Raw genomic sequence first — 21,503 nt, 5'->3', positions numbered from 1 at the left:
CCACAGCTACTAGTTCAAGCGTTCCAGTACCAAGGCCATGCCTTGGCCGCCGGCCACGCACATGGTCTCCACTGCAAATTGCTCGTCGCGCTCCCGCAGAGCATTAATTGCAGTGGTGGTCATGCGCGCACCGGTCATGCCAAACGGGTGGCCCAGTGCAATCGCACCACCATTGACGTTGACCTTGTTCGGATCGATGCCAATTTCGTCGATTGACGGTAATACCTGGGCCGCAAAGGCTTCGTTTAGTTCCATGATGTCCATGTCTTTGATCGACATCTTTGCATTGGAAAGCGCACGGCGCACCGCCTCCACGGGGCCCAGGCCCATCAGCTCCGGGGTCATCGCCGCAACTCCAGTGGAAACAATGCGTGCCAAGGGCTTGAGACCTAATTCGTTGGCCTTGGTGTCACTCATGATCACCAGTGCCGCCGCTCCATCGTTCAACGGGCAGCAATTCGCCGCGGTCACGGTTCCGTGCTCACGGAACACCGGCTGCATTCCGGCTAGCTTCTCCAGCTGCACTCCGGCACGCGGCCCGTCATCCGTTGAAACAACTGTTCCATCGGCAAGTGTTACCGGGGTAATGTCCTTGGCCCAGAACCCCCGGGCCGCCGCTGCCTCTGCCTTGTGGTGGCTGAGCACCGCCCATTCATCCTGTGCCGCACGTGAAACGTTGCGCAACTGTGCAACATTCTCGGCGGTATCCCCCATCGCGATATAGATATCCGACAGCTCTCCCTTGAGCCGAGGATCGCTCCAGCTCAAGGTGGGGTCCGCGGTCAGCGCTGCGGTGCGTTCCATCGCGGCAAGGAATGCCGGGTTCTTGGTATCCGGCATTCCGTCGGATTTTCCTGCACCAAAGCGGGAAACGGTTTCGACACCGGCAGAAATAAAGGCATCTCCCTCGCCGGCCTTGATTGCATGGAACGCCATGCGGGTGGTCTGCAGGGAAGATGAGCAATAGCGATGCACCGTGGTTCCCGGCACCGAATCGAGCCCGAGCTGCATCGCGACCATGCGAGCAATATTGTAGCCTTGCTCGCCGGCGGGCTGAGCGCAGCCCATCATCAAGTCATCGATGGTGTTGGCGTCAAGTTCGGGTACCGCGGCAAGTGCTGCCTGCACCATCTGTGCCGCAAGATCGTCACCGCGCATTTCACGCAGGGATCCCTTAAATGCCCGTCCGATCGGCGAACGCGCCGTGGAAACGATTACTGCCTCAGCCATCAGTGTGCTCCTTCTACTGCTAGTTCAAGTGGTTTCAAAACATCGGCATTGGGGGTGTGGGCCAAGAACGCCGGCCATTCACCACCGCCATCAACATCAAGTACTGCGCCGGTGATATGCGCGGACAAATCCGAGGCCAGCATGACGCAGGCTGCCCCAATATCACTCGGGGTGGCCAGTTGACCGCGTGGGATAGTTGCTGCGACCTTAGCGAAGCTTTCTTCATCGCCGTAGTGATCCACGGCGCCCTCCGTCGCAACTAATCCGCAGCTCACGGCATTCACACGAATATGCGGAGCCCATTCAACGGCAAGGCTGGCCGTGAGGCTCTCCAATGCGGCCTTGGCAGCGCCATAAACCGCCGTCCCTGGGCTGGGTCGGCGAGCACTGATGGAGGTAATGTTCACGATTGAACCCTTTTCGGGCTGTCGCAACATGATCGGTTGCACCGCATTTGCTACATGAGCCGCGGACAAGAAGTTCAGTTCCGTGATTGCCTGGTGGTAACGCGCGGAACCTTCTTCGAAGCGGCCGAACGGTGAACCGCCAGCATTGTTTACCACCACATCAATACGTCCCCGGCGGCGTTCAATATCCGCAACCCACTCTTGGACTTGTTCGGCCTTGCGCACGTCCACAACGGTGAAATGCACGGCATCGCTGCCAGCGGGGTGCCCAACTTCGGGCAGACTGCGTCCACAGATCTCCACAACTGCGCCGGCGTCAAGGAACGCCTGCACGATCCCTGCGCCCACGCCACGAGCGCCACCTGTAACGAGCACTACCCGATCTTTATAGTCAATGACGATCGACATCGTTTCCCTGCCCTTCCTTCAATGCGTTGCTTTAGCCTTCGCAAGCCAATCAAACGCTTGTTTTATGTTGATGAAACCTATCCGCAAGGGTACGCCTAGGCTGCGCCACCAATCGCGCACCAACGACTCAGTCACCACCCCGGAGTAGGTGCCACGCTCGAAAACGCAAAAACTCGCCGTGTGACTTCGCGGGATCTAAGGCCGGGGCCGCAGCTGACCTCAGCGTCACTGTATCCACCGCCCTAGATCCTCAACCTAACGCTTGCTACATTGAGCATAAGGCCTTTTGCCTGCCATTACCAAGCATGCACTTGTTTGGTATATTTTGCCGAACCACCTGCAAGAGGCGATCTCTCACTATTTCTCGGGGAACATCTAGGCACGGGTCTCAACCCGTCTCAAGCTTTAGGCAGTCACCTTGCACGCTCGAACTCCACTTTTCTAAGGACGCACGATGCCGACACAGGACCCGCAGCGCTTACCACCTGTCCATCAACACACTCAGCGGCTCAGCTATGCAGACACGGATCCTGCCGGAATTCTCTATTACGCAACGTGGTTCCCCCGCATGGAGGCATTGCAAACCGAATGGTTGTTCCTCAATGATTTTCGGCAGGACACTCTGCTTGAACGTTTTGGTTGGTGGACGGTTTCACGAGCAACACATTGCGACTATCTGCAAGCAGCGCGGCTCTTTGAAGAAATCACCATTGAACTGCGTATCGGAGAAATTGGAACCTCATCTGTGCGCTTCGACTTTGAAATGTGGCGCCATGCCGATTCGACCCTTGTGGCTACCGCATCAAACTGGCTGGTTACGGTTTCACCGGATCAGCGATCAATCAGAATTCCGGAGAACTTTCGGAAAGTTCTCACTGCTGGCGCTCACTGACCCACAAAGAATCCCAACCCACCCCGGCGAGCGCAGGCCTTGAACACGACTTAACGATTGGACCAACCCTCCAGATGCACCAAAGCCAGACCACCCGTGCGCACCGGCTTACCGTGGCAATCCTTGCGGCAAGCGGAATGCTCACTTCCTTGCAATTCACGCTCTTTGTGCCGTCTTTGGGCATCATGGCCGAGACCTTAGAAATCTCAGCAAACGATGCGACGTGGATCGTCACTATCACCTTGCTTACCGGCACCGTTGCCACCCCGGTACTGACCCGCATGGCCGACATGTACGGCAGGCGTCGCCTGCTTTTACTATCTATCGGCCTACTTGTTTCCGGTGCGCTGATCGCTGCCTGCGGAATGACTTTTGCATGGGTATTAGTGGGACGGGCCTTACAGGGTTTTGCAAGTTCCATCGTCCCCATCGGAATGTCTCTGCTTCGCGAGATCTTGCCACCGCAACGCGCAGGTTCAGCGGTCGGGCTGATGAGCGGGACTCTGGGTGTTGGGTCGGCAGCCGGGCTTTTACTCTCCGGCGCACTTAGTGAATCCTTTGGGGTTGCAGCGTTGTTTTGGTTCACGGTGTGCGCCGGCTTGCTTGCCGGTACCTGCATGTTCTTTATTGTCCATGAGACTAATCAATACGCCGGTGGAAGATTCGATTTCATCGGGGCAATGCTATTGGCAGTGGTGCTGGCCAGCGCACTGCTGATGATTTCCAAGGGAGGAGCCTGGGGTTGGTCCAGCACCGCGGTGCTCTCCCTGGCGGTACTTGGCTTACTGGCATTCCTCGTCTGGGTTCCTCACCAGTTACGGCATCCACAAGCGGTGATCGACCTTCGGACAGCGTTTCGACGGCCAGTTTTTCAAACTAATCTGGCAACTTTTTTTGCGGCCCTCGGCATGTTTGGCAATCATCTACTGACCGTTCATGAAGTTCAGGCCCCACAAGGGATCGGCGCGGGGCTGGCTCTTGGCCCTGCGGTCGCCGGACTCACCATGGTGCCTGCGGCGCTTGCAATGGCTTCGCTTTCCCCAGTTGCCGGCATGCTACTGAATCGATTCGAGGGGCGGATGGTACTTGCGCTGGGCTCCGCGGTGATGGCTCTGGCATTTATTTTCCGATTCTTCGTCCGCGACAGTCTGACCGGAATCATTGTTGGTGCAACATTGGTGGGGGTCGGGACGGCGCTCAGTTTTGCCGCAATGCCGGCATTGATCATGAGTTATGTTCCGCGAGCTCAGGCCGCTGCGGCCAATGGAATCAATTCTTTACTTCGCACGCTTTCCGGTGCGGTGGCCAGCGCCGTGTTCGGGTTAGTAGTCTCAACATTTGCTATCAGCTCCGCTGGTACCGAGCATATCGGTGAGGTAGGACTGTCTATTGCCTTCGCAGCACTGGCTTCAAGTTGCGCCTTGGCCGCTTTGCTTGCCTTACTGCTGCCCGCGAATTCACACGTCTCTGAACCCAAACCCCTCGCCCAAGTTAAGGCATAAACATGGTGCGAATAGGTTCATCCCACCCACCGGGCCTAGCCGAAAAAGAAATCTCGATGATTCGTACAGTGTCATCATGAACAATGACGTGGACTCCGTAGAACCCCGTGCCCGGGCGCTCTTTGCGCCACTAACAATTCGTGGCACTACCCTTCCGTTGCGTGCTGGGGTCTCACCCATGTGTATGTATGGTTCCGTTGACGGAATGGTCTCCGACTTCCATCTGGCACATCTGGGTCGTTTTGCCCTGGGCGGGGCCGGCCTGGTCATCGTCGAGGCCACAGCCATCGAGCCCCGAGGACGCATCTCCCATCACGATTTGGGGCTGTGGAAGGATGAACAGCTTGAGGGCATGCGCCGAATTGCGTCCCTCCTCGAATCGAATGGTTCGGTCCCCGGGATCCAACTCAGTCATGCGGGGCGTCGCGCCGCTGTGCGTGAGCCCTGGTTTGCCGGCGCGCCCTTAGACGATACGGATGCGGCGATGGGGTTACCTCCCTGGCCGGTTATCGGTCCTTCATCAATACCAGCGGGTCCCGAGGGTTGGCAGATACCTCATGAACTCACCGCGGATGAGATTGCCGCGTCCATCGAACAATGGGCGGATGCCGCACGTCGGGCCCGCAGTGCAGGTTTCCGATTCATCGAGTTGCACGGTGCCCACGGATACTTACTACACTCTTTCCTCTCTCCGATTTCCAATCAACGAACCGATGCCTATGGTGGGGACGCCGAAAGGCGCATGCGTTATCCCTTGGAAGTAATTCGCGCCGTACGTGAGGCACTTGGCGATGAAACGATTCTTTCCTATCGCGTTTCTGCGGTTGACGGCGCGACCGAAGGCGGCATGGGACTGCACGACGTGGTCGAATTTGCACGGTGTGCGGTAGCTGCCGGCGTCGATGTCATCGACACCTCATCAGGCGGGATCAGCGCGGATCGTTCAACCGACACCCGCGTGCGTCGCGGGTTCTCATTCCATGCCGATTTTGCACGCGAGCTCAAGAAGCAAACCGGTGCGGTAGTTGCCTGTGTTGGGTTCATTGTCGACCCGGAACAGGCTAGCCTCCTGATCGAGGAAGGCTACACGGACATTGTGTTACTCGGACGAGAAATGCTTGATAACCCCAATTGGGTTCATCATGCGCGCCGCAGCCACGCCACCGACGAATTTGATCACTGGCACCAGCGCTACGGCAGTGCACTAGGACCGCGGCTGCACTCCTTAGAAAAGCTGGCCGAGTCCGGAGAGACCCCACTGAGCCGCTTTAACCAGTATTCGGGAATCTAGTCAGAGAACTCCCCTACCAAATGATTGATGGGTTGTCTCCCCCTACAAGGCGGGAAGCAACCCATCAATCATTTACTGAGCTCAGCCTTATCAGGATTGGCTCAGGAACCCTTCATAGACCAGCTGTTATCTGGACAGAAGTTCCCAGGCTTTTGGATTTCCGGTCAATAACCGGTTCTCACGTTTTGCGACGCGCCAACCCACCTCGGTGCGAACCAAGTGCCAGCGGTTTGAACTAACGCGTTCGGCAAGCCACGGTTCCTCACGGTTAACAAAGACTAAAGAGTAGTTAATCGCCACCGCACAATCACCATCAACTCGAACCGTGGGAGGCGTGAGAATATGGGCGCAGCCCGCGGCCATATAGTTTTGGTGCGTTTCAAAATCAACCAACCCGGCAAGCTGCGAATGCTCAAGGGTCGTGGTGTCAAAGCTGTAAGTGCCCTGCGCATCCCACATCTCCTCAATTGCCCGTCCGTTTCCGGAGTCCGCATGTGGCCCGTAGCTGGCAATCAGGTCGACGATTTCGGCGCGATCTTCTAACGCTCGCAAACGCTCTTCAACGCTTTTCACCAGTCCCTCCAAGGAGTAATTGTGCTGAGCGTCGAGGCAAAGAGTACCTCGCCCGCCTGAGTTGGTGCAGCAGCTTCCCCGGTTATCCGCTGTTCGGCTTCTCGTATTGCCGCACCGGTTTCTTCAGGTTCACCATCCAAGTACAGCAAGCGGATGCGCAGTTCCCCTGGCTGATGCGTCACTGTTTCGGCAAACGGCAAGGTAGTGTGCTGTTGCGCGTGACTAAAGGAAAAGGTCCACCCACCGGCAACACCATCGACCTCAAGCAACCCCGGCATGACTCGACGGTCTTCCCAACCAAAGCACTCATGAGCGGCCAATCCGTGTGGCTCCTCATAACGAGTCAGCGTTATATGCATTCCGCGGTTAGGCCGGTAGGGAAGAACATCGGCATTGACCAAAACCCGCGGTGCTACATAACCCTTAACCGGACGGAAAAATGCCAGCAGGCGACGTTCAACCCCGGGAATAATCGGTCCGCGGCCCCATTGGAACGAAGCTTCTCCCAGCTTGTCCCATTCCGCGACGCTTTCCCGAATTGGAGACCGGAACCAATACATTGCCACAAAGTCCGTACCGGCAAAGACCGGATCATGTTTCAGCCCTAGACCCGGCTCCTGAACACGTTGCCAGCGATCCCCCCAGGCGACCCCTGGCAGGGCAAGATTTTCCGGGCGGTGATCAAGTTGATGCCAACGGTTGTACTCGCCGTGCAAGGACGCATCGGCAAGTTCAACAAATGAGAAAAAAGCAAGTTCAGAAAGCATGTAATTCCGGTCTTTTGTATTCCCCTCGCAGGGCAATGACACCTACTGATGTTTAGTTTCAATAGTCACCGGACATGGCCAGTTACGGGGGAAGAATCCCAAACAGCGGGATCACCCACACACCAATCCCCGCCAATTTCGTAGCGTGCCCAGATAAGAAGGGCGGTCTATCGATACAACGGATAGCGCTCTATGTTCTGGGCTCTGCATTTAGGCAGTGCCTGTCTAAACTTTAAACCCAGCTAGCCAAAGGAAAGCTCCTTGCTCAAAGAAAAAATTGTCATTGTCAACGGAGCACGAACACCGGTGGGTCGATACGGCGGAAGCCTCAAATCTGTTCCCGCCCATGAGTTAGGCGCCTTTGCAGCTCGTGAAGCAATGGCTCGTAGCGGTGTTAGCCCCGAGAGCATTGATGAGGTGGTGATGGGATGTGTCGGGCAGGTAGGTGCCGATGCTTATATTGCCCGCCGGGTCGCGTTGGGAGCGGGTCTACCCGTGTCGACTCCCGCATTCACGGTAAATCGACTCTGCGGTAGCGGCTTACAGGCAATCTGGTCCGGTGCCCAGCAGCTAGCGTGGGGCTCGGCTCAAGCAATCGTTGCCGGTGGCACCGAATCAATGTCTCGCATGCCGTTCTTGGACTTCAATGCTCGAAATAACTCCCGGTTGGGTGACAGGAAGTTACTCGATGGCACCCTTGCCATGTTGACCGATCCTTTTAGCAGCCAGCATATGGGTATTACCGCTGAAAATGTGGCATCAAAGTACGGTGTTTCACGCCATGACCAAGATGAGTTTGCTGCCGAAAGCCAACGACGGGCAGCGACACCTGAGGCAAAATCCGCGTTTTCCGAGGAAATTGCGGAGTTCACTATTGAGGGCGGCAAGCCGATTACCGTGAGCTTTGATGAGCATCCACGTGCCGAGACAACCATTGAAAGCCTCTCGTCGCTACGTCCAGCATTTCGGGCCGACGGCACGGTCACCGCAGGCAATGCCTCGGGTATCAACGACGGAGCTGCCGCGGTAGTCCTCATGTCCCAGAGTCTGGTTCGCGAGCAGGGTCTCACTGGATTAGCTACCTTGGAACATGTCACCACGGCCGCGTTGGATCCCAGCATCATGGGATTTGCCCCGGCATTGGCCCTGCACAAGCTTTTTGCCGAAACCGGGTTGAGTCCCAAAGACATCGATACCATCGAACTCAATGAGGCTTTTGCCTCTCAGGCGCTTGCGGTTATCCGTGATGCCAGGTTAGATCCCGAACGAACCAATCCCTACGGTGGAGCCATCGCATTGGGGCATCCGATTGGGGCAACCGGTGCCATTTTGCTGTTACGTGCGGCAAAAGACCTCAAACGCCGAAACCTTGAATATGGGGTTGTCACGATGTGTATCGGAGGCGGACAGGCATTGGCTGCTTTGATCAAACGCTTTGACGGTTAGCCGAGGAAGCTAAGAGGATTTCAGTCTTCCTTCAGCTCTTCACCGAGATTACAAAAATAGACAGTTTTTACATCATAGGAGGGCTCCCGCGCATTGTCGCAGGAGCCCTCCTAGGTGTTCTAGAGGTAATACTATGAAGTTCTATCTTCCGCTACGTATGCAAGCTACCAACGGAAAAGAGCTCCCCAGCTAGCACCCCCCTAGTCCGGCGCCTTATCCTTCAAGCGAAGATACCAACTCCGGATTTTCTGGCGCCGCAGCTTCTACCTTTTTGTCTTTGATAAGCAAAGCCAAAATGAAGCCGACAACACAGGTGCCGAGGATAATCGCGTAAGCCAAACTGTAGGCTGCCTCTGTGGGAACCTGAGTCTCTGGAACTGTCGATGACGCCAGCGCCATCGTCGTAACGGTGGTGCCCACGGCCATGAAGATTGTTCGGGTAACGGTATTGATGCCCATTCCTTCACTGGTGTTTTCCATAGGCACCGATTCTGCGACCAGGTTCGGGAACGCGGTGTAAGCGAACATCGAGCCAATGAAGATGATGGTCTTGGCGATAATGAAGGTCACGAGGCCGTGCTGGGCCCAGAAGAGGAAAATAAACCCGACGGTAATGGTCACAATGCCAATCAAAAGTGCCTGACGTGCGCCCAACACTGCGGCGATCTTTCCGCTAATCGGCGAGCTGATAAAGGCGATTGACGACGCACCAAAGATAATGAGACCACCCATGGTAGCGGTGAGTCCCAGACCAACGGGTGAGCCAACCGGTGAGAGCATGATCATTGGACCGATAATCGATGCCGCAACTAGCGGGCCAATGCCCAAGATTGCCGTACACAGCTGAGTCAAGGCCATCTTGTTTGACTTTAAGAGACGCAAATTGATCATCGGGTTTTCGACACGCAGTTCCCACCAGCACCAAATTGCGGCTACCGCGAGCCCACCGAAGATGAACTGAAGCGTGCGGCTGTCGGTAATGCCCCAGGCCGAGGAGTTCGTTAGTCCGTAGAGGATCAAAGCGATGGCCGGAGCAAACAGCAGCCCACCAATGTAGTCAATCTTCTTGCGTACCTCGGGTAGCCCGGTCGATGGGCGCAGCATAAACACTGCCATGACCGTGGCAATCAACGCCAAGACACCCGACACCAAGAAGAGCGCTTTCCAGTTCCCGAGGTCAAGCAAGATTCCGGCCGCCAAGGCACCACCGGCACCGGCAATAAAGGATACCGCCGCTACCAGAGCAATCGCTCCGGGAACCTTTTCCTTTGGCAGCGACTCTCGGGCGATGCCCAGTCCCAGCGGAAGTGTCGCACCGGCTGCACCCTGGAAGGCACGTCCGATGATCACGCCGGCCAAGGTGCCGGAAGAGAAGCTGATAATCGACCCGACAATCGAGATAGACATGACGATGATCAGCATGCGCTTACGCCCATACACGTCACCGAGTCGACCGCAGATGGCAGCCGAGGCCGCCGCAACTAGCAAGAATGAGGTTGCAGCCCATCCTGCAGTTGCAGCATCAGCGTTGAATTCGGCCATGAGGCTGGGAATCGCGATGAAGATCATTGCCGATTCGAAGGTGCCGACAAGTTCCGTGGCGATCAGGACAGTGATGATGGTGGCATAGCTTGCGGCTTTGACCGTCGTCGGGTTTTGTTTCTGGAGAAACGACGCCATTGTGTTTCCAATCTGTTATTGGTGCATGAGTGAAAAGCAGTCCCCAAAATGCAGGTGCTGATTTGATGCGTACAGAAGAAGCAGTCCGAATCGGTTTCGCGCGTTCGCAGCGGCTCCGGCAACGGACAACACCGGCAGCATAGGCGTCCTTCCAAGGACGGGACGCACTACGCGTTGGTGCTTTCTAGCCCACGTCACTGGGCGAGCCCAGCTATCAGATGGCCCAGTAACGTGGTGGCGCGAGGGGATGGCTCTAAACCTCGCGCCCCAGATGCTCAGCTACAGATTTCTCCGTGCTGTGCGTTATTCGAGGGCCCCCCAGCACTAGTGCGAGGTGGTTCCCTACAAGCCAATACCGACGGCAACGACATTCACCACCGGCACTAGCAAATCTATTAATCCAGCGCGGCAACCTTCTCTGCTAGGTCAGTGCTTTGAGCTGTATCCGCAGCTTCATCCTTGATACGAAGTGCCAAGAAGAAGCTCACCACGCAGGTCGAAGCGATGATGATGTACGCCAGAAGGAACGATGATTCTGTTGGTACCGTGCTGCCGGCGACAGTCGATGAGGCAAGCGCCATGGTGATGACGGTGGTACCCACTGCCATGAAAATGGTTCGGGTCACCGTATTAATACCCATTCCCTCACTGGTGTTCTGCACCGGAACAGCCTCAGCGACAAGGTTCGGGAATGCGGTGTACGCAAACATCGTGCCAATCGAGATCACGTATGTGGCAATCACAAACGTGATGACATTATGTTGTGCCCAGAACATCACCGCATATCCAACAAGGCTGATCACGATTCCCACTAGTAGGGCTCTGCGAGCCCCCACTGCGGCAGCAACCCGGCCACTAAATGGCGATCCGATAAAGCATAATGCAGCAGCGCTAAAAATGATCATGCCACCAACCGATGGTGAGACCCCTAGGCCCACCGGATCTGTGCTTGGTGAAAGCAAGATGATTGGCGTCAATACGCCCACAGCAACGAGTGGACCGATGCCAAGAATTGCCGTGCACAGCTGTGTCAGAGCCATTTTGTTTGCGCGCATCAACCGTAGGTTAATCATCGGGTTTGTAATACGCAGTTCCCACCAGCACCACAGTGCTGCCACGGCAAGCCCACCCAGGACAAAGGCCATGGTTCGGCCGCTGAAGAGTCCCCACGCCGTGGAGTTGGTCAGCCCGTATAGGACCAACGCAATCGCCGGGGCAAACAAAATACCGCCGATGTAGTCAATTTTTTGGTTCGTACCCTGTGAAACGTGAGTGTTGTTGAGCAGGAATAGGACCAAGGCTGCAGCAATGACACCCATGGTTCCGGAAACCAAGAACAATGCCGGCCAGTTTCCAACTTCAAGCAAAATACCGGCAATGAGATTTCCGCCGGCACCCGCAAGAAATGATGAACCCGCGATAAGTGCAATGACACCGGGGACTTTCGCTTTTGGAAGAGATTCCCGAGCCAGCCCCAAACACAGCGGCAATGTGGCACCGGCGGCGCCCTGCAGGGCACGTCCAATAATGACGCCCTCCAACGAACCAAAGCTGAAGCTGATAATCGAGCCGACTACCGAGATCAGCAGGACAATCACCAAGAGTTTCTTGCGTCCATAGATATCACCGAGGCGACCACAGATTGCTGCCGATGCGGCGGCGACCAAAAGAAACGCGGTTACGGCCCAGCCAACCGCTGCGGCATCAGCCTGAAAATCTTGCATCAGGCTTGGAAGCGCAATGAAGATCATCGCCGATTCAAAGGTGCCGACAAACTCCGCAACTAGTAAAACAGCAATGACTTTGGCATAGCCAGGCATACTCGCCTTCGACGTTTCGTGTGGTTGACGAGTCAACGCCATGGTGTGTCCTATCTGCTAAAAAATCATTGGATCCAAGATTTGTCCTGCAGTTCCAGGGGAAGATTCTTGGTCCTTCAAAAACATGTATTTGGACTACTCTCGAGCGCAGTTCTACAAGTTCTGCAGGCGATCTACTCGAAGCAGTCGTGGTTAGACCCACTGTTTTTGCGGGATTCTCGTCTTGCTGCATCACGACAAACCGGTTGTTATTACCGCTTACTAGTGATGTCAACAAGGAGTGTGTTTTCTCCCGCCAAACGGTCCGAAAATAGTATGTTGCGGATCACATCTAGCATGGCTTTGGAGTCCCGGAGAGTGGGATGAACAAAGATTTTGCCCATCGTTACTGTGCAAACTGTGTCCTAATACCTTGACGAAAGGGAGCACTAAACATGGGTGTACTAACAGGCCGCGTGGCGCTGGTAACCGGCGCGGGCCAAGGAGTGGGACGTGGCATTGCCCGCGCCCTCGCTGCTGAGGGAGCTCGCTTGGCCATAGTCGGTCGGACCTCGCAAAAAATAGAAGACGTCGCTGCGGAGATTCGTAGTGAAGGCGGTGAGGCACATGCATTCACGTGCGACGTGCTGATTCCAGAACAGATCGAACAGCTCGTGACGGACGTTGTTGAACATTTCGGCAGCCTCTCAATCCTGGTAAACAATGCGCAGAGCACGGTTCATGGCGAACTGTTGGACCTCTCGGAAATGGAATACTTCCGCGGCATGGAGTCGGGGCCGCTGGCCACCTGGCGACTCATGCGCGCTTCCCACCCGCATATGCGGGGCCATGGAACCGTCGTCAACCTCGGCTCGGCAGCTGGCGTGCGGTGGAACCCGTCCGGCTATGGCGGCTATGCGGCAGCAAAGGAAGCTATTCGCGTACTAACCCGAACCGCAGCCTGCGAATGGGCCGCAGATGGTATTCGCGTCAATGCAATCCTGCCCTTGGCAAACTCACCGGCGCTCGAAGACTGGGCCAAGATCAACCCGGAAGAATCTGCCGAGTACATGACTACCATTCCGCTTGGTCGGCTAGGAGACAGCGAAACCGACATTGGGCCGGCCGTGGTATTCCTCTGCTCTGAAAGCTCGCGTTACATCACCGGGCATTCGCTTCCGGTCGATGGCGGTCAAGTACTGATGCGCTAAGCACGCCGCCAAACGTATCAAGCACCGTGAAGTGACTTGCAACTTACGAACCGTTTTCTCATTCCGTTGAAGCCATCAGCTGGACCCAAAACATTCACTCGCACCAAAGCAACGAAAAAATAAAACAAACCACCATAGATTGGAGAAGTCATGACCACCGAAATGACTGCCCAGAAGGACGTCGTTGAGATCGATCTTGATGATTCCGACGAAGTACGTCTGATCGATTCGGGCAAGAACCCCACGCGTTATGCACGTGGCTGGCACTGCTTGGGCTTGGCCAAGACCTTCCGTGATGGCAAGCCGCACTCGATTGAGGTTTTTGGCACCAAGATCGTCGTGTGGGCAGACACCAAGGGCAAGCTCAACGCGCTCGACGCATTCTGCCGCCACATGGGTGGAGATCTCTCGCAGGGACTCGTCAAGGGTGACGAGATCTCCTGCCCATTCCATGACTGGCGTTGGGGTGGCGACGGCAAGTGCAAGGCCGTGCCATACGCGCAGCGTGTACCAATGCGTGCCCGCACCGCACGTTGGGAGACCATGGAGCAGAATGGTCTGTTCTTTATCTGGAATGACCCGCAGGGCAACCCGCCACCGGCCGACATCACGATCCCGGAAATCCCAGGCTACGGCACCGATCAGTGGAGCGAATGGACCTGGAACACCTTCGTGGTGAAGGGTTCAAACTGCCGCGAGATCGTCGACAACGTTGTCGACATGGCTCACTTCTTCTACGTGCACTACCAGATGCCACAGTTCTTCAAGAATATTTTTGAAGGTCACGTAGCGGCCCAGCACATGCGTTCAACCGGCCGCGAAGATATCAAGACCGGCGTTCAGTTTGACCTCCCGGATTCCGAAACTATCTCCGATGCGGCCTACTATGGTCCGTCCTTCATGCTTGATACCGTCTACACCGTCGCCGGTGACACCACGGTTGAAACCAAGCTGGTTAACTGCCACTACCCGATCTCTCCGGATTCCTTCGTGCTCCAGTTCGGTACCAGCGTTAAGACCGTTGACGGTGTGACTCCGGAAAAGGCCGCCGAAATGGCTGCTTTGTTCACCGAGGGTGTGGAGACCCAGTTCAAGCAGGACGTGGCCATCTGGAAACACAAGACCCGCATCGAGAACCCTCTGTTGACGGCCGAAGACGGCCCTGTTTACCAGCTTCGCCGCTGGTACGAGCAGTTCTACGTTGATGTCGAGGACATCACCGAGGACATGGTTGCACGCTTCGAGTTCGAGGTGGATACGACCAAGGCCTTGGAAAGCTGGGCCGTCGAGGTTCAAGACAACATCGAAAAGGCTGCCTCAGCAGCCGAGTAACCACCGAATCCGGAACCTGTTCATTCGGGTCCGAGATGACCATGCCGGCGCTCCCCGAGAATTCTTCGAGAAATTCCTGAGGAGCGTCGGCGCACCGGTAGTCAAACACTAAATCCATCCGGGCTCTGCCGGATCAAACGCAATAGCTACACATTCCCTGCGCTGCTGTCCCACAAAATTCCGTAGCAGCCAGGTTCAAGAACTTCTAGGAGCAAGAATGCAACCGATCGATTGTCACGAGTGTGGCACCGCCGTCTTGGTAGAGAAATTCTCAGTCCCACACACCAGTGTTCAGTGGCTCAGCGATTCGGCCTCTGCATGCCCTCGGATCTCACAGGCAAATGCTAACGGTGAAGGCGGATTGTGTGGCACCACCGGGCTGTCTTGCTCCTCACTGCGCAGCACCATTGATGAGGCAGTGCGTCAGGGGCGCATCGAAATCGGTGGCCGGGTGGAACCCGTCATCGGCCAGCTTGGCTAAATATTCTCTGCTTCCAACGGATCACTGTCCCTCGGCCACATCCAGCAGAAGAATCACCCCGAGGGATCCCGTCATCACAGCTACATGCTGACGTGGGTCCCTCAGTGCTTTCCCACCGCATCGATTGAAACTCAATATTGTGCTGCCCGAGCTAGTGCCGGGCAGACTCTACAGCGCTTGCGACTCTTGAATTACAGCTGTCCCCTATACGGATTCGAAACCCAGGTAAGCCGTCCAACTACGAAGACCCGTATCTTCGCTGCGGCCCATTTTCGTGAAAGGAACTCCATGTCCCTGACAAGTACCCAGCCTCAGGCCTTGCAGCCGCATCCAGACCTGTTTGCACCGATAGCGCTGGGCCCAGTGCAGCTACGCAACCGCATTATCAAGGCGGCCACCTCCGAGGGCCGTTCTCCCGAGGGACTCGTCACCGACGATCTGATTGACTTCCACCTCGATTTTGTCCGTGGTGGGGCGGGCCTGACCACCGTTGCCTACTGCTGCGTCTCCCCCGAAGGCGCTTCGGCTCCGGGCCAAATCCTGATGAGCGAAAAGGCTCTGCCGGGTCTGCGCCGACTCACCGATGCGGTTCATTCCGAAGGTGGCGCTATTTCTGCCCAACTCGGTCATGCGGGAATGGTCGCTTCGAAGAAAATCACCGGGGTCACCTCCATGGGTCCCAGCCGCTTCGTTAACCCCTCGTCAATGGAATACTGCCGCGCCATGCGACGCGAGGAAATTCCCATGGTCATCGACCAATTCGGTGAGGCCGCCAAGATCGCCGTCGAAGCAGGATTCGATGCGGTAGAGCTACATTTTGGCCACAACTATCTACCCAGCTCATTCCTCAGCCCGCTGCTCAACCGCCGCAAGGACGAATATGGCGGAAGCATCGAGAATCGCTCACGCCTCGTGCGTGAAATTGCCCAACGAGTGCGCGAAGTTGTGGGTAACAAGGTCGCCGTAATTGCCAAAATCAGTATGGATGATGGACTGCCGGGAAGCATCTGGCTGACCGAATCCATCCGTACCGCGCAGCTCTTGGATCAGGACCGCACGCTGGATGCCCTCGAGTTAACCCAGGGCTCCTCAATCATTCGTCAGATGTACCTGTTCCGTGGGGATGTCCCAGTCGCAGATTTCGCCGCGGTCGTGAAGGAACCCATGAAGACCGGTGTCCGGCTATTTGGTAAGTTCGCGCTGGGCAACTTCCCTTATAAAGACCTGTACATGCTTGAGGCTGCCCGTCAATTTGTTCCGGTCATGAAGAACACCAAATTGATCTTGCTCGGTGGCATCAACAATCTCGAACATATGAACACGGGAATGCAGGAAGGCTTTGATTTTATTGCCATGGGCCGTAGTTTGCTTCGTGAACCGGACTTGATCAACCGAATCAAGGAAGACGGAAACGTAACTAGCCGCTGCGTTCATTGCAATAAGTGCATGTACACCGTCTATGCCCGCACACACTGTGTGCTGGAACCCGACAGCCACTTCTCACCGCTTGACGACTCAGTCTCAGCCTATTCGGTCCCAGAGGAATACCGTCTCTCGGTCACCCCTGTCTAAGTTTAACAAGGGCCAGGTGCTCACGCTTTTTCTTGCCTAGACTCCCCGGGAGCTTGGGGCCATAAATTCCGCAACAGCAAAACAATGTAGCCGGTGTCGTTTCGCTCCTTCACTTTTGAAGGGGCTACCCGACACCGGCTACAGCTTTAGCTGGGTCAAGACCGAACTATCGTGCAGTAGCGTTCGTAAGCTCAGAAGTTCCCGCCGGATGAGACGAATCAAGCTCACGCAAGAACTCAATGAAGGTTTCGCTGACTTCCTTGGCCCGTTCCATCGCCAGCAGGTAACCACCACCCGGAATCGTGCGCAATGCCCGAACGTCAGCATGACTTTGGGCAAGTTGCGCGGCAAGCCCCGCCCCATACTGTTCGGCCAGCTGAACATCGGCCTCAGAGGCCGTGAAGTACATGGGAACGGCCGTCATGTTAGTGCCGCGTTGCCTGCGGTATTCCCAATTGTTGTCAGCTGCCAGGTACCAGTTGATCCCGCCCCGAAAACCACTGCGTGAATAGTCCAAAACATAGGACTCGATCTCCCATTCATCAATCCATGACCAAGGAAGCAGCGGTGGCTCCGGCAGGGCATCACGGTATGCGGTGCCCGGTGCGTGCGCATCAAGCCGAGAAAAGTCCCCTGTGGAGGAGAGGATACTGAAGATTTTGGTGATGATTTCCCGCGGATGCGCCTCATAGTCGGCACGTGCTCCCGCAGGATCCTGCGCATAGTAGGACATATGGTTGAAGTTTTCCCGCCCTCGCTCGCGTTCCACTTCCGATGGCAAACGGTCATAGGCCGGAAATCCCGAGTACTGCAGCCCCAATAGCCCGCGTACCCGTTCGGGGTGTTCGCAGGCCATATCGTATGCGACAAACATGCCAAAATCCATACCCGAAAGTACAGCTTCGGATTCACCCAGATGGTCAAGCAAAGCACAGACATCCTTGGTGATTTCATCGCACCGATAATCTGCGCTCCGCAGGGGTGCTTCGGTCTGCCCCATACCCCGCAGATCCGGTGCCACCACCCGGTAGCCGGCCTCGGCCAGGGCAGTAATCTGATGCCGCCAGCTAAACCATGTGTGTGGAAATCCGTGCAGCAGAACCACCAGTGGCCCCTCGCCTTCTTCCACATAGTGCATATCCAACCCATTGATCCGGGCCTGGTGATGGGTCCAATTTCTCAATTTTTTCCTCCTCGGGATGGCAAATTTGCATGACCGCCGCAGGCCTCCGAAAGGCTGCTCAGGGTGCCCACAGGATGCCTCATTTTCGCCTAATTACAGCGCAGGAACCCGGAGGTTTCGTGTTCCATCCCGCTAGACGGGATGCACCATATGAGCCGTTTCGGCGCTCCGTACGGCACCTACTTGCTCCTGTGTAAAGGGCTAAACTCAGTTACTAGTGGCGCTGTCGGTCCCTGTTCCACGCACAAATCCTCATCACCAACATAGCTAGCGCTTGGTTTGTTGCTACGATAGATCATTGCTACGTGAGCAAACCACACTTGGTGCGCTCGCTAAACCAAACCCGAAAAGAGTGATCATGGCCGAAAAGACCTCACCGGACCGGCGGACAGACATCTTAGATAACGCTGCACGTCTCTTCGCGGAACAGGGCATCGGATCGACCTCGGTTCGAGAAATCTCCGCCTCCGTGGGAATGCTTTCGGGCAGCCTCTACCACCACTTTGTCTCCAAAGATGAAATGGTCGAGGAAATCCTCAAAGGGTTCCTCGACGATCTACAGGGGCGCTATCGAGCTGCCCTCGAGGAGGGCGTCGGGCCACGCGATACCCTGGAGCGCCTGATGCGCGTCACCCTAGAAATTATTCGCGACTACCCGTACGCGACGCAGATTTATCAAAACGAAGTAGCCTACATTCAGAAGTTGCCGAAGACTACCGGTGCCCGTGCCATCAGCAGCGAAATTGCCAAAATATGGGTCGATGTCATTGAAAGCGGCATTGCCAGCGGCTTGTTCAAGAAGGATCTAGACGCAAATGTTGTACACCGTTTGCTCCGCGATTCTTTGTGGCTTACCGCTCGCTGGTTCGCACCTTCACCGACCTACTCGCGAGAAAAGCTCGGCGATGACTGCACTGCACTTTTCCTTGACGGGCTAATCGCCTAGGCGTCGTTTCTCGAAACTTTGAGCAGCGGAAGCTCCTTTCCCACTCATCCCACCCATGCCACCGAATCCTTTGGGTGGCATGGGACGTTAAGGCCCAAAGGCAACGCTCTGCCCCTCGTTCCCGGCCAGCGAGACCGCTCGGACGGCACACGAAATCCAGCTGTAGTCTCAAATTATTTCCCCGGAGAAGGACAACCAACAACACCCTCCATACGGTAGGAACAACTCCCTCCACTTCCAATTCATTGCCCATACCGCGAACTTCTCGGCATGGGCACGTGGGGGCATAAGTGGCTTGGTGTAAGTCGTTGTCTAGGTGAAGACACCGGCCGGGGCAACTAACGAGACATTGGGACCCGCGATGAGTGGGTTTCCCCTCAGAGGATTCAAGGGAGCACTTTGCATGCAAGACGATGAGCAGCCGCAGACAATACCTGCCTTGCTGGCCTACGCCGCCGAGCGGTTCCCCGAGCGCGAGGCGGTTGTCGATGGTGACATCCGGATTACTTTCGCCGAACTCGCAGATCAGGTGCGCAGCGTAGCCGCCGGGCTGATTGCCCGCGGCATCCAGCATGGAGATAGCGTTGCTATCTGGGCACCAAACAACTACCGCTGGGTCATTTCCGCGTTGGCAGCCACCACCATTGGTGCCCCCATGGTTCCGCTTAACTCGCGTTACCGCGGCATCGAAGCACACGAAATTCTCCGCCGCGCCAAGGTCAAAGCGCTCTTTGCCGCCGAAGGATTCTTGAACACCGATTACCCGGCAATGCTTCTCGAAGGCGCCACGCAATTAAGCTTTACCCAAGACGCCCCGTTGGTCCCTGGTCTCCCGGAGCTTGAGAGCATCATTGGCCTACCCAGCAGCGAGTCAACAACAACACGTGGAGCAAGCTCAGCCGCCCTTCACATACTGAGCTGGGACGAACTACTGCACCTGGGAACCACCATTGAGGCAATAGAAGTTCAGCTGCGTGCCAATTTTGTTGAGACGGACGATGTGGCCGACATTGTCTTTACCTCGGGAACTACCGGACGCAGCAAGGGAGTTGTTTCTGCCCACAGGCAAACACTTGGCGTGGCCAATGCCTGGGCACAGGGAGCACAGGTAGGTTCCGAGGATCGCTACCTGATCGTCAGCCCGTTCTCACACACTTTCGGCTACAAAGTGGGGATTTTGGTCTGTCTGTCCACCGGTGCCACCATCTATCCGATGGCAACCTTCGATCTTGATGAAACTGTGCGCTTGCTGCGCGAGGAACGCATCACGGTGCTTCCCGGGGCACCCACCATCCACCAATCAATTCTTGATCACCCACAGCGTCCCGATGCTTCCGAATTAAGCTGGCGTTTGGCCGTCGTGGGCTCGGCCATGGTGCCGGCGCGCTTACTCGAACGCCTGCGTGAAGAGGTAAAGGTCAAGCAGGTGACCACCGCCTACGGCCTGAGTGAGGCAGTGGTGGTGAGCATGTGCAAGCTCGACGACAGCCATGAAACCATCAGCACCACCTGTGGTGCCCCCACCGCTGGCTTTGAGGTTCGTATAGTGGACTCCGCAGGAAGCCCGGTCCCCGCAGGAACTGCCGGAGAGATCTTGGTCCGCGGGCAAAATGTCATGATTGGCTACCTTGACGATCCCGAGGCAACAAGCAAGGCCATTGATTCGGACGGATGGCTACACACCGGCGATATGGGAATGTTCAATGAACAAAACTACCTATCGATCGTTGACCGAATCAAGGACATGTTTACCGTAGGTGGATTCAATGTTTATCCGGCCGAGGTCGAAAAGACCATTTCTTCATTAGAAGGGGTAGTGGCCTGTGCCGTAGTAGGTGAACCCGATGATCGGATGGGCGAGGTGGCCCGCGCCTATGTTGAGGTACTGCCAAACACCGAGCTAAGCGCGGAACAAATCATCGCTCATTGCAAGCGTTGGCTTGCAAATTTCAAGGTTCCCCGCACCGTTGAAATCACTGACAGCTTGCCGCGCAACGCCATGGGCAAAATTTTAAAGCGCGAGCTACGCCCCGAGGCAGTACCCGTAGGAGGAACCCGTGCCTAGTATCAAAACCGTAAACGATGTAGCAATTCTGGATTTGGGTGCGGGCGAGAATCGGTTTACGCCAGCCTGGCTAGAAGAAGTGGATCAGTTGCTCGACTGGTTGCTACTTGACCCTCCGCGAGCCCTGGTGACCACGGGTTCGGGCAAGTTCTATTCAAACGGGCTGGACGTCGATGAATCGCAAGTTACCACGGAGTTGGAGGCCGGCTACGTCTATCAGATTCATCGGTTGTTCCGCCGTATCCTGGCCCTCCCCATGCCAACGGTGGCAGCCATCAATGGTCATGCCTTTGGTGGCGGTGCCTTGCTCGCCATGGCCCATGACTACCGGATCATGCGCGAAGACCGCGGGTATTTCTGTTTCCCGGAGGTCAATATCGGTATTCCTTTCACCCCTGGCATGGCAGCCCTTATCCAATGCAAGCTTGACCCACGCAGCGCGCGCGATGCAATGCTTACCGGCCGTCGCACCGGTGGTGCCGAATCCGTACAGGCGGGTCTCGTCGACGCTGCGGTAGATGCTGGAAGCCTCCTGGCCCACGCCACCGCGCTGGCCATCACACACGTTCCGGCTCACCCCGGGACCTTGGGCACCGTGAAGTCGGTAATGTATGCAGATGCACTCAGCGCGCTTCAGCTGCCCCACCGTCAGCAAACGCCACAATTACGAGTGCTCAGCTAGCGTTTCCAGAGCAATATCCCATGAGAAATGAGAGTG

18 protein-coding genes are annotated in these 21,503 nt (G+C 56.2%); 11 read left to right on the top strand and 7 right to left on the bottom strand.

Features of this window, described 5'->3' with window-relative positions; genetic code table 11:
* Positions 1 to 9: 9 nt before the first annotated feature.
* Together CQ018_RS04325 and CQ018_RS04320 are read right to left on the bottom strand one after the other, a co-directional pair.
* Entirely contained in the window at positions 10 to 1,230 is a 1,221-nt protein-coding gene (locus CQ018_RS04325) for an acetyl-CoA C-acetyltransferase (protein ID WP_105548770.1), read from the bottom strand.
* Positions 1,230 to 2,045 carry an SDR family oxidoreductase gene (locus tag CQ018_RS04320; protein ID WP_105548769.1) on the bottom strand — a complete coding sequence of 272 codons (816 nt, stop codon included), beginning with the start codon at positions 2,043 to 2,045 and terminating at the stop codon, positions 1,230 to 1,232. Before CQ018_RS04320 ends, CQ018_RS04325 begins: the two co-directional genes overlap by 1 nt.
* Positions 2,046 to 2,499: 454 nt before the next feature.
* Between CQ018_RS04320 and CQ018_RS04315 the strand changes: the two genes are divergently transcribed.
* From CQ018_RS04315 to CQ018_RS04305, 3 genes are all read left to right on the top strand, one after another.
* Positions 2,500 to 2,937: a thioesterase family protein gene (locus tag CQ018_RS04315; RefSeq protein ID WP_105548768.1), complete on the top strand. Its 438-nt coding sequence runs from the start codon at positions 2,500 to 2,502 to the stop codon at positions 2,935 to 2,937.
* Positions 2,938 to 3,011: 74 nt separating this feature from the next.
* Complete coding sequence (locus CQ018_RS04310) at positions 3,012 to 4,439, top strand: MFS transporter (RefSeq protein WP_105548767.1); 1,428 nt, start codon at positions 3,012 to 3,014, stop codon at positions 4,437 to 4,439.
* Between the two features lie 76 nt (positions 4,440 to 4,515).
* On the top strand, positions 4,516 to 5,730 hold the full coding sequence (locus tag CQ018_RS04305; protein WP_105548766.1) for an NADH:flavin oxidoreductase/NADH oxidase: 1,215 nt from the start codon (positions 4,516 to 4,518) through the stop codon (positions 5,728 to 5,730).
* 126 nt (positions 5,731 to 5,856) lie between these two features.
* On the opposite strand, the gene CQ018_RS04300 is transcribed toward CQ018_RS04305, so the two are convergent.
* Positions 5,857 to 6,303, bottom strand: coding sequence for a nuclear transport factor 2 family protein (locus tag CQ018_RS04300; RefSeq protein WP_181149728.1), 447 nt, complete (start codon positions 6,301 to 6,303; stop codon positions 5,857 to 5,859).
* Positions 6,300 to 7,070 carry a hypothetical protein gene (locus tag CQ018_RS04295; protein WP_105548764.1) on the bottom strand — a complete coding sequence of 257 codons (771 nt, stop codon included), beginning with the start codon at positions 7,068 to 7,070 and terminating at the stop codon, positions 6,300 to 6,302. The genes CQ018_RS04300 and CQ018_RS04295 overlap by 4 nt, the downstream gene beginning before the upstream one ends.
* 261 nt (positions 7,071 to 7,331) lie before the next feature.
* Between CQ018_RS04295 and CQ018_RS04290 the strand changes: the two genes are divergently transcribed.
* On the top strand, positions 7,332 to 8,516 hold the full coding sequence (locus tag CQ018_RS04290) for a thiolase family protein (protein ID WP_105548763.1): 1,185 nt from the start codon (positions 7,332 to 7,334) through the stop codon (positions 8,514 to 8,516).
* Positions 8,517 to 8,729: 213 nt separating this feature from the next.
* Here the strand turns inward: CQ018_RS04290 and CQ018_RS04285 are convergent, their stop codons facing one another.
* A complete protein-coding gene (locus CQ018_RS04285) occupies positions 8,730 to 10,196 on the bottom strand; it encodes an MFS transporter (protein WP_105548762.1) in 1,467 nt (488 codons plus the stop codon).
* 395 nt (positions 10,197 to 10,591) lie between these two features.
* Entirely contained in the window at positions 10,592 to 12,058 is a 1,467-nt protein-coding gene (locus CQ018_RS04280; RefSeq protein ID WP_258142400.1) for an MFS transporter, read from the bottom strand.
* A gap of 392 nt (positions 12,059 to 12,450) precedes the next feature.
* Between CQ018_RS04280 and CQ018_RS04275 the strand changes: the two genes are divergently transcribed.
* The 4 genes from CQ018_RS04275 to CQ018_RS04260 all read left to right on the top strand — a co-directional run bounded on the left by CQ018_RS04275 (position 12,451) and on the right by CQ018_RS04260 (position 16,591).
* Positions 12,451 to 13,206, top strand: a complete 756-nt coding sequence (locus tag CQ018_RS04275) for an SDR family NAD(P)-dependent oxidoreductase (protein WP_105548761.1) — start codon at positions 12,451 to 12,453, stop codon at positions 13,204 to 13,206.
* Positions 13,207 to 13,356: 150 nt separating this feature from the next.
* Positions 13,357 to 14,538: a Rieske 2Fe-2S domain-containing protein gene (locus CQ018_RS04270; RefSeq protein ID WP_219843992.1), complete on the top strand. Its 1,182-nt coding sequence runs from the start codon at positions 13,357 to 13,359 to the stop codon at positions 14,536 to 14,538.
* A 217-nt stretch (positions 14,539 to 14,755) separates the two neighbouring features.
* Positions 14,756 to 15,019 carry a hypothetical protein gene (locus CQ018_RS04265; RefSeq protein WP_105548760.1) on the top strand — a complete coding sequence of 88 codons (264 nt, stop codon included), beginning with the start codon at positions 14,756 to 14,758 and terminating at the stop codon, positions 15,017 to 15,019.
* A 288-nt stretch (positions 15,020 to 15,307) separates the two neighbouring features.
* Positions 15,308 to 16,591, top strand: a complete 1,284-nt coding sequence (locus CQ018_RS04260; protein ID WP_105548759.1) for an NADH:flavin oxidoreductase — start codon at positions 15,308 to 15,310, stop codon at positions 16,589 to 16,591.
* Between the two features lie 166 nt (positions 16,592 to 16,757).
* Here the strand turns inward: CQ018_RS04260 and CQ018_RS04255 are convergent, their stop codons facing one another.
* The gene (locus CQ018_RS04255; RefSeq protein WP_105548758.1) at positions 16,758 to 17,774 is read right to left on the bottom strand and encodes an alpha/beta fold hydrolase; all 1,017 of its coding nucleotides are present in this window, start codon (positions 17,772 to 17,774) and stop codon (positions 16,758 to 16,760) included.
* Between the two features lie 358 nt (positions 17,775 to 18,132).
* Between CQ018_RS04255 and CQ018_RS04250 the strand changes: the two genes are divergently transcribed.
* The 3 genes from CQ018_RS04250 to CQ018_RS04240 all read left to right on the top strand — a co-directional run bounded on the left by CQ018_RS04250 (position 18,133) and on the right by CQ018_RS04240 (position 21,467).
* Positions 18,133 to 18,720 (top strand): TetR/AcrR family transcriptional regulator, encoded by a 588-nt coding sequence (locus CQ018_RS04250; protein ID WP_105548757.1) that lies wholly within the window; start codon positions 18,133 to 18,135, stop codon positions 18,718 to 18,720.
* 403 nt (positions 18,721 to 19,123) lie between these two features.
* Complete coding sequence (locus CQ018_RS04245; RefSeq protein ID WP_105548756.1) at positions 19,124 to 20,785, top strand: AMP-binding protein; 1,662 nt, start codon at positions 19,124 to 19,126, stop codon at positions 20,783 to 20,785.
* Complete coding sequence (locus CQ018_RS04240; protein ID WP_105548755.1) at positions 20,778 to 21,467, top strand: enoyl-CoA hydratase/isomerase family protein; 690 nt, start codon at positions 20,778 to 20,780, stop codon at positions 21,465 to 21,467. The genes CQ018_RS04245 and CQ018_RS04240 overlap by 8 nt, the downstream gene beginning before the upstream one ends.
* Positions 21,468 to 21,503: the final 36 nt, after the last annotated feature.

The sequence above is a fragment of the Arthrobacter sp. MYb227 genome (assembly GCF_002975435.1).
Taxonomy (GTDB): domain Bacteria; phylum Actinomycetota; class Actinomycetes; order Actinomycetales; family Micrococcaceae; genus Paeniglutamicibacter.
This window is presented reverse-complemented; position numbering and strand designations above follow the sequence as displayed.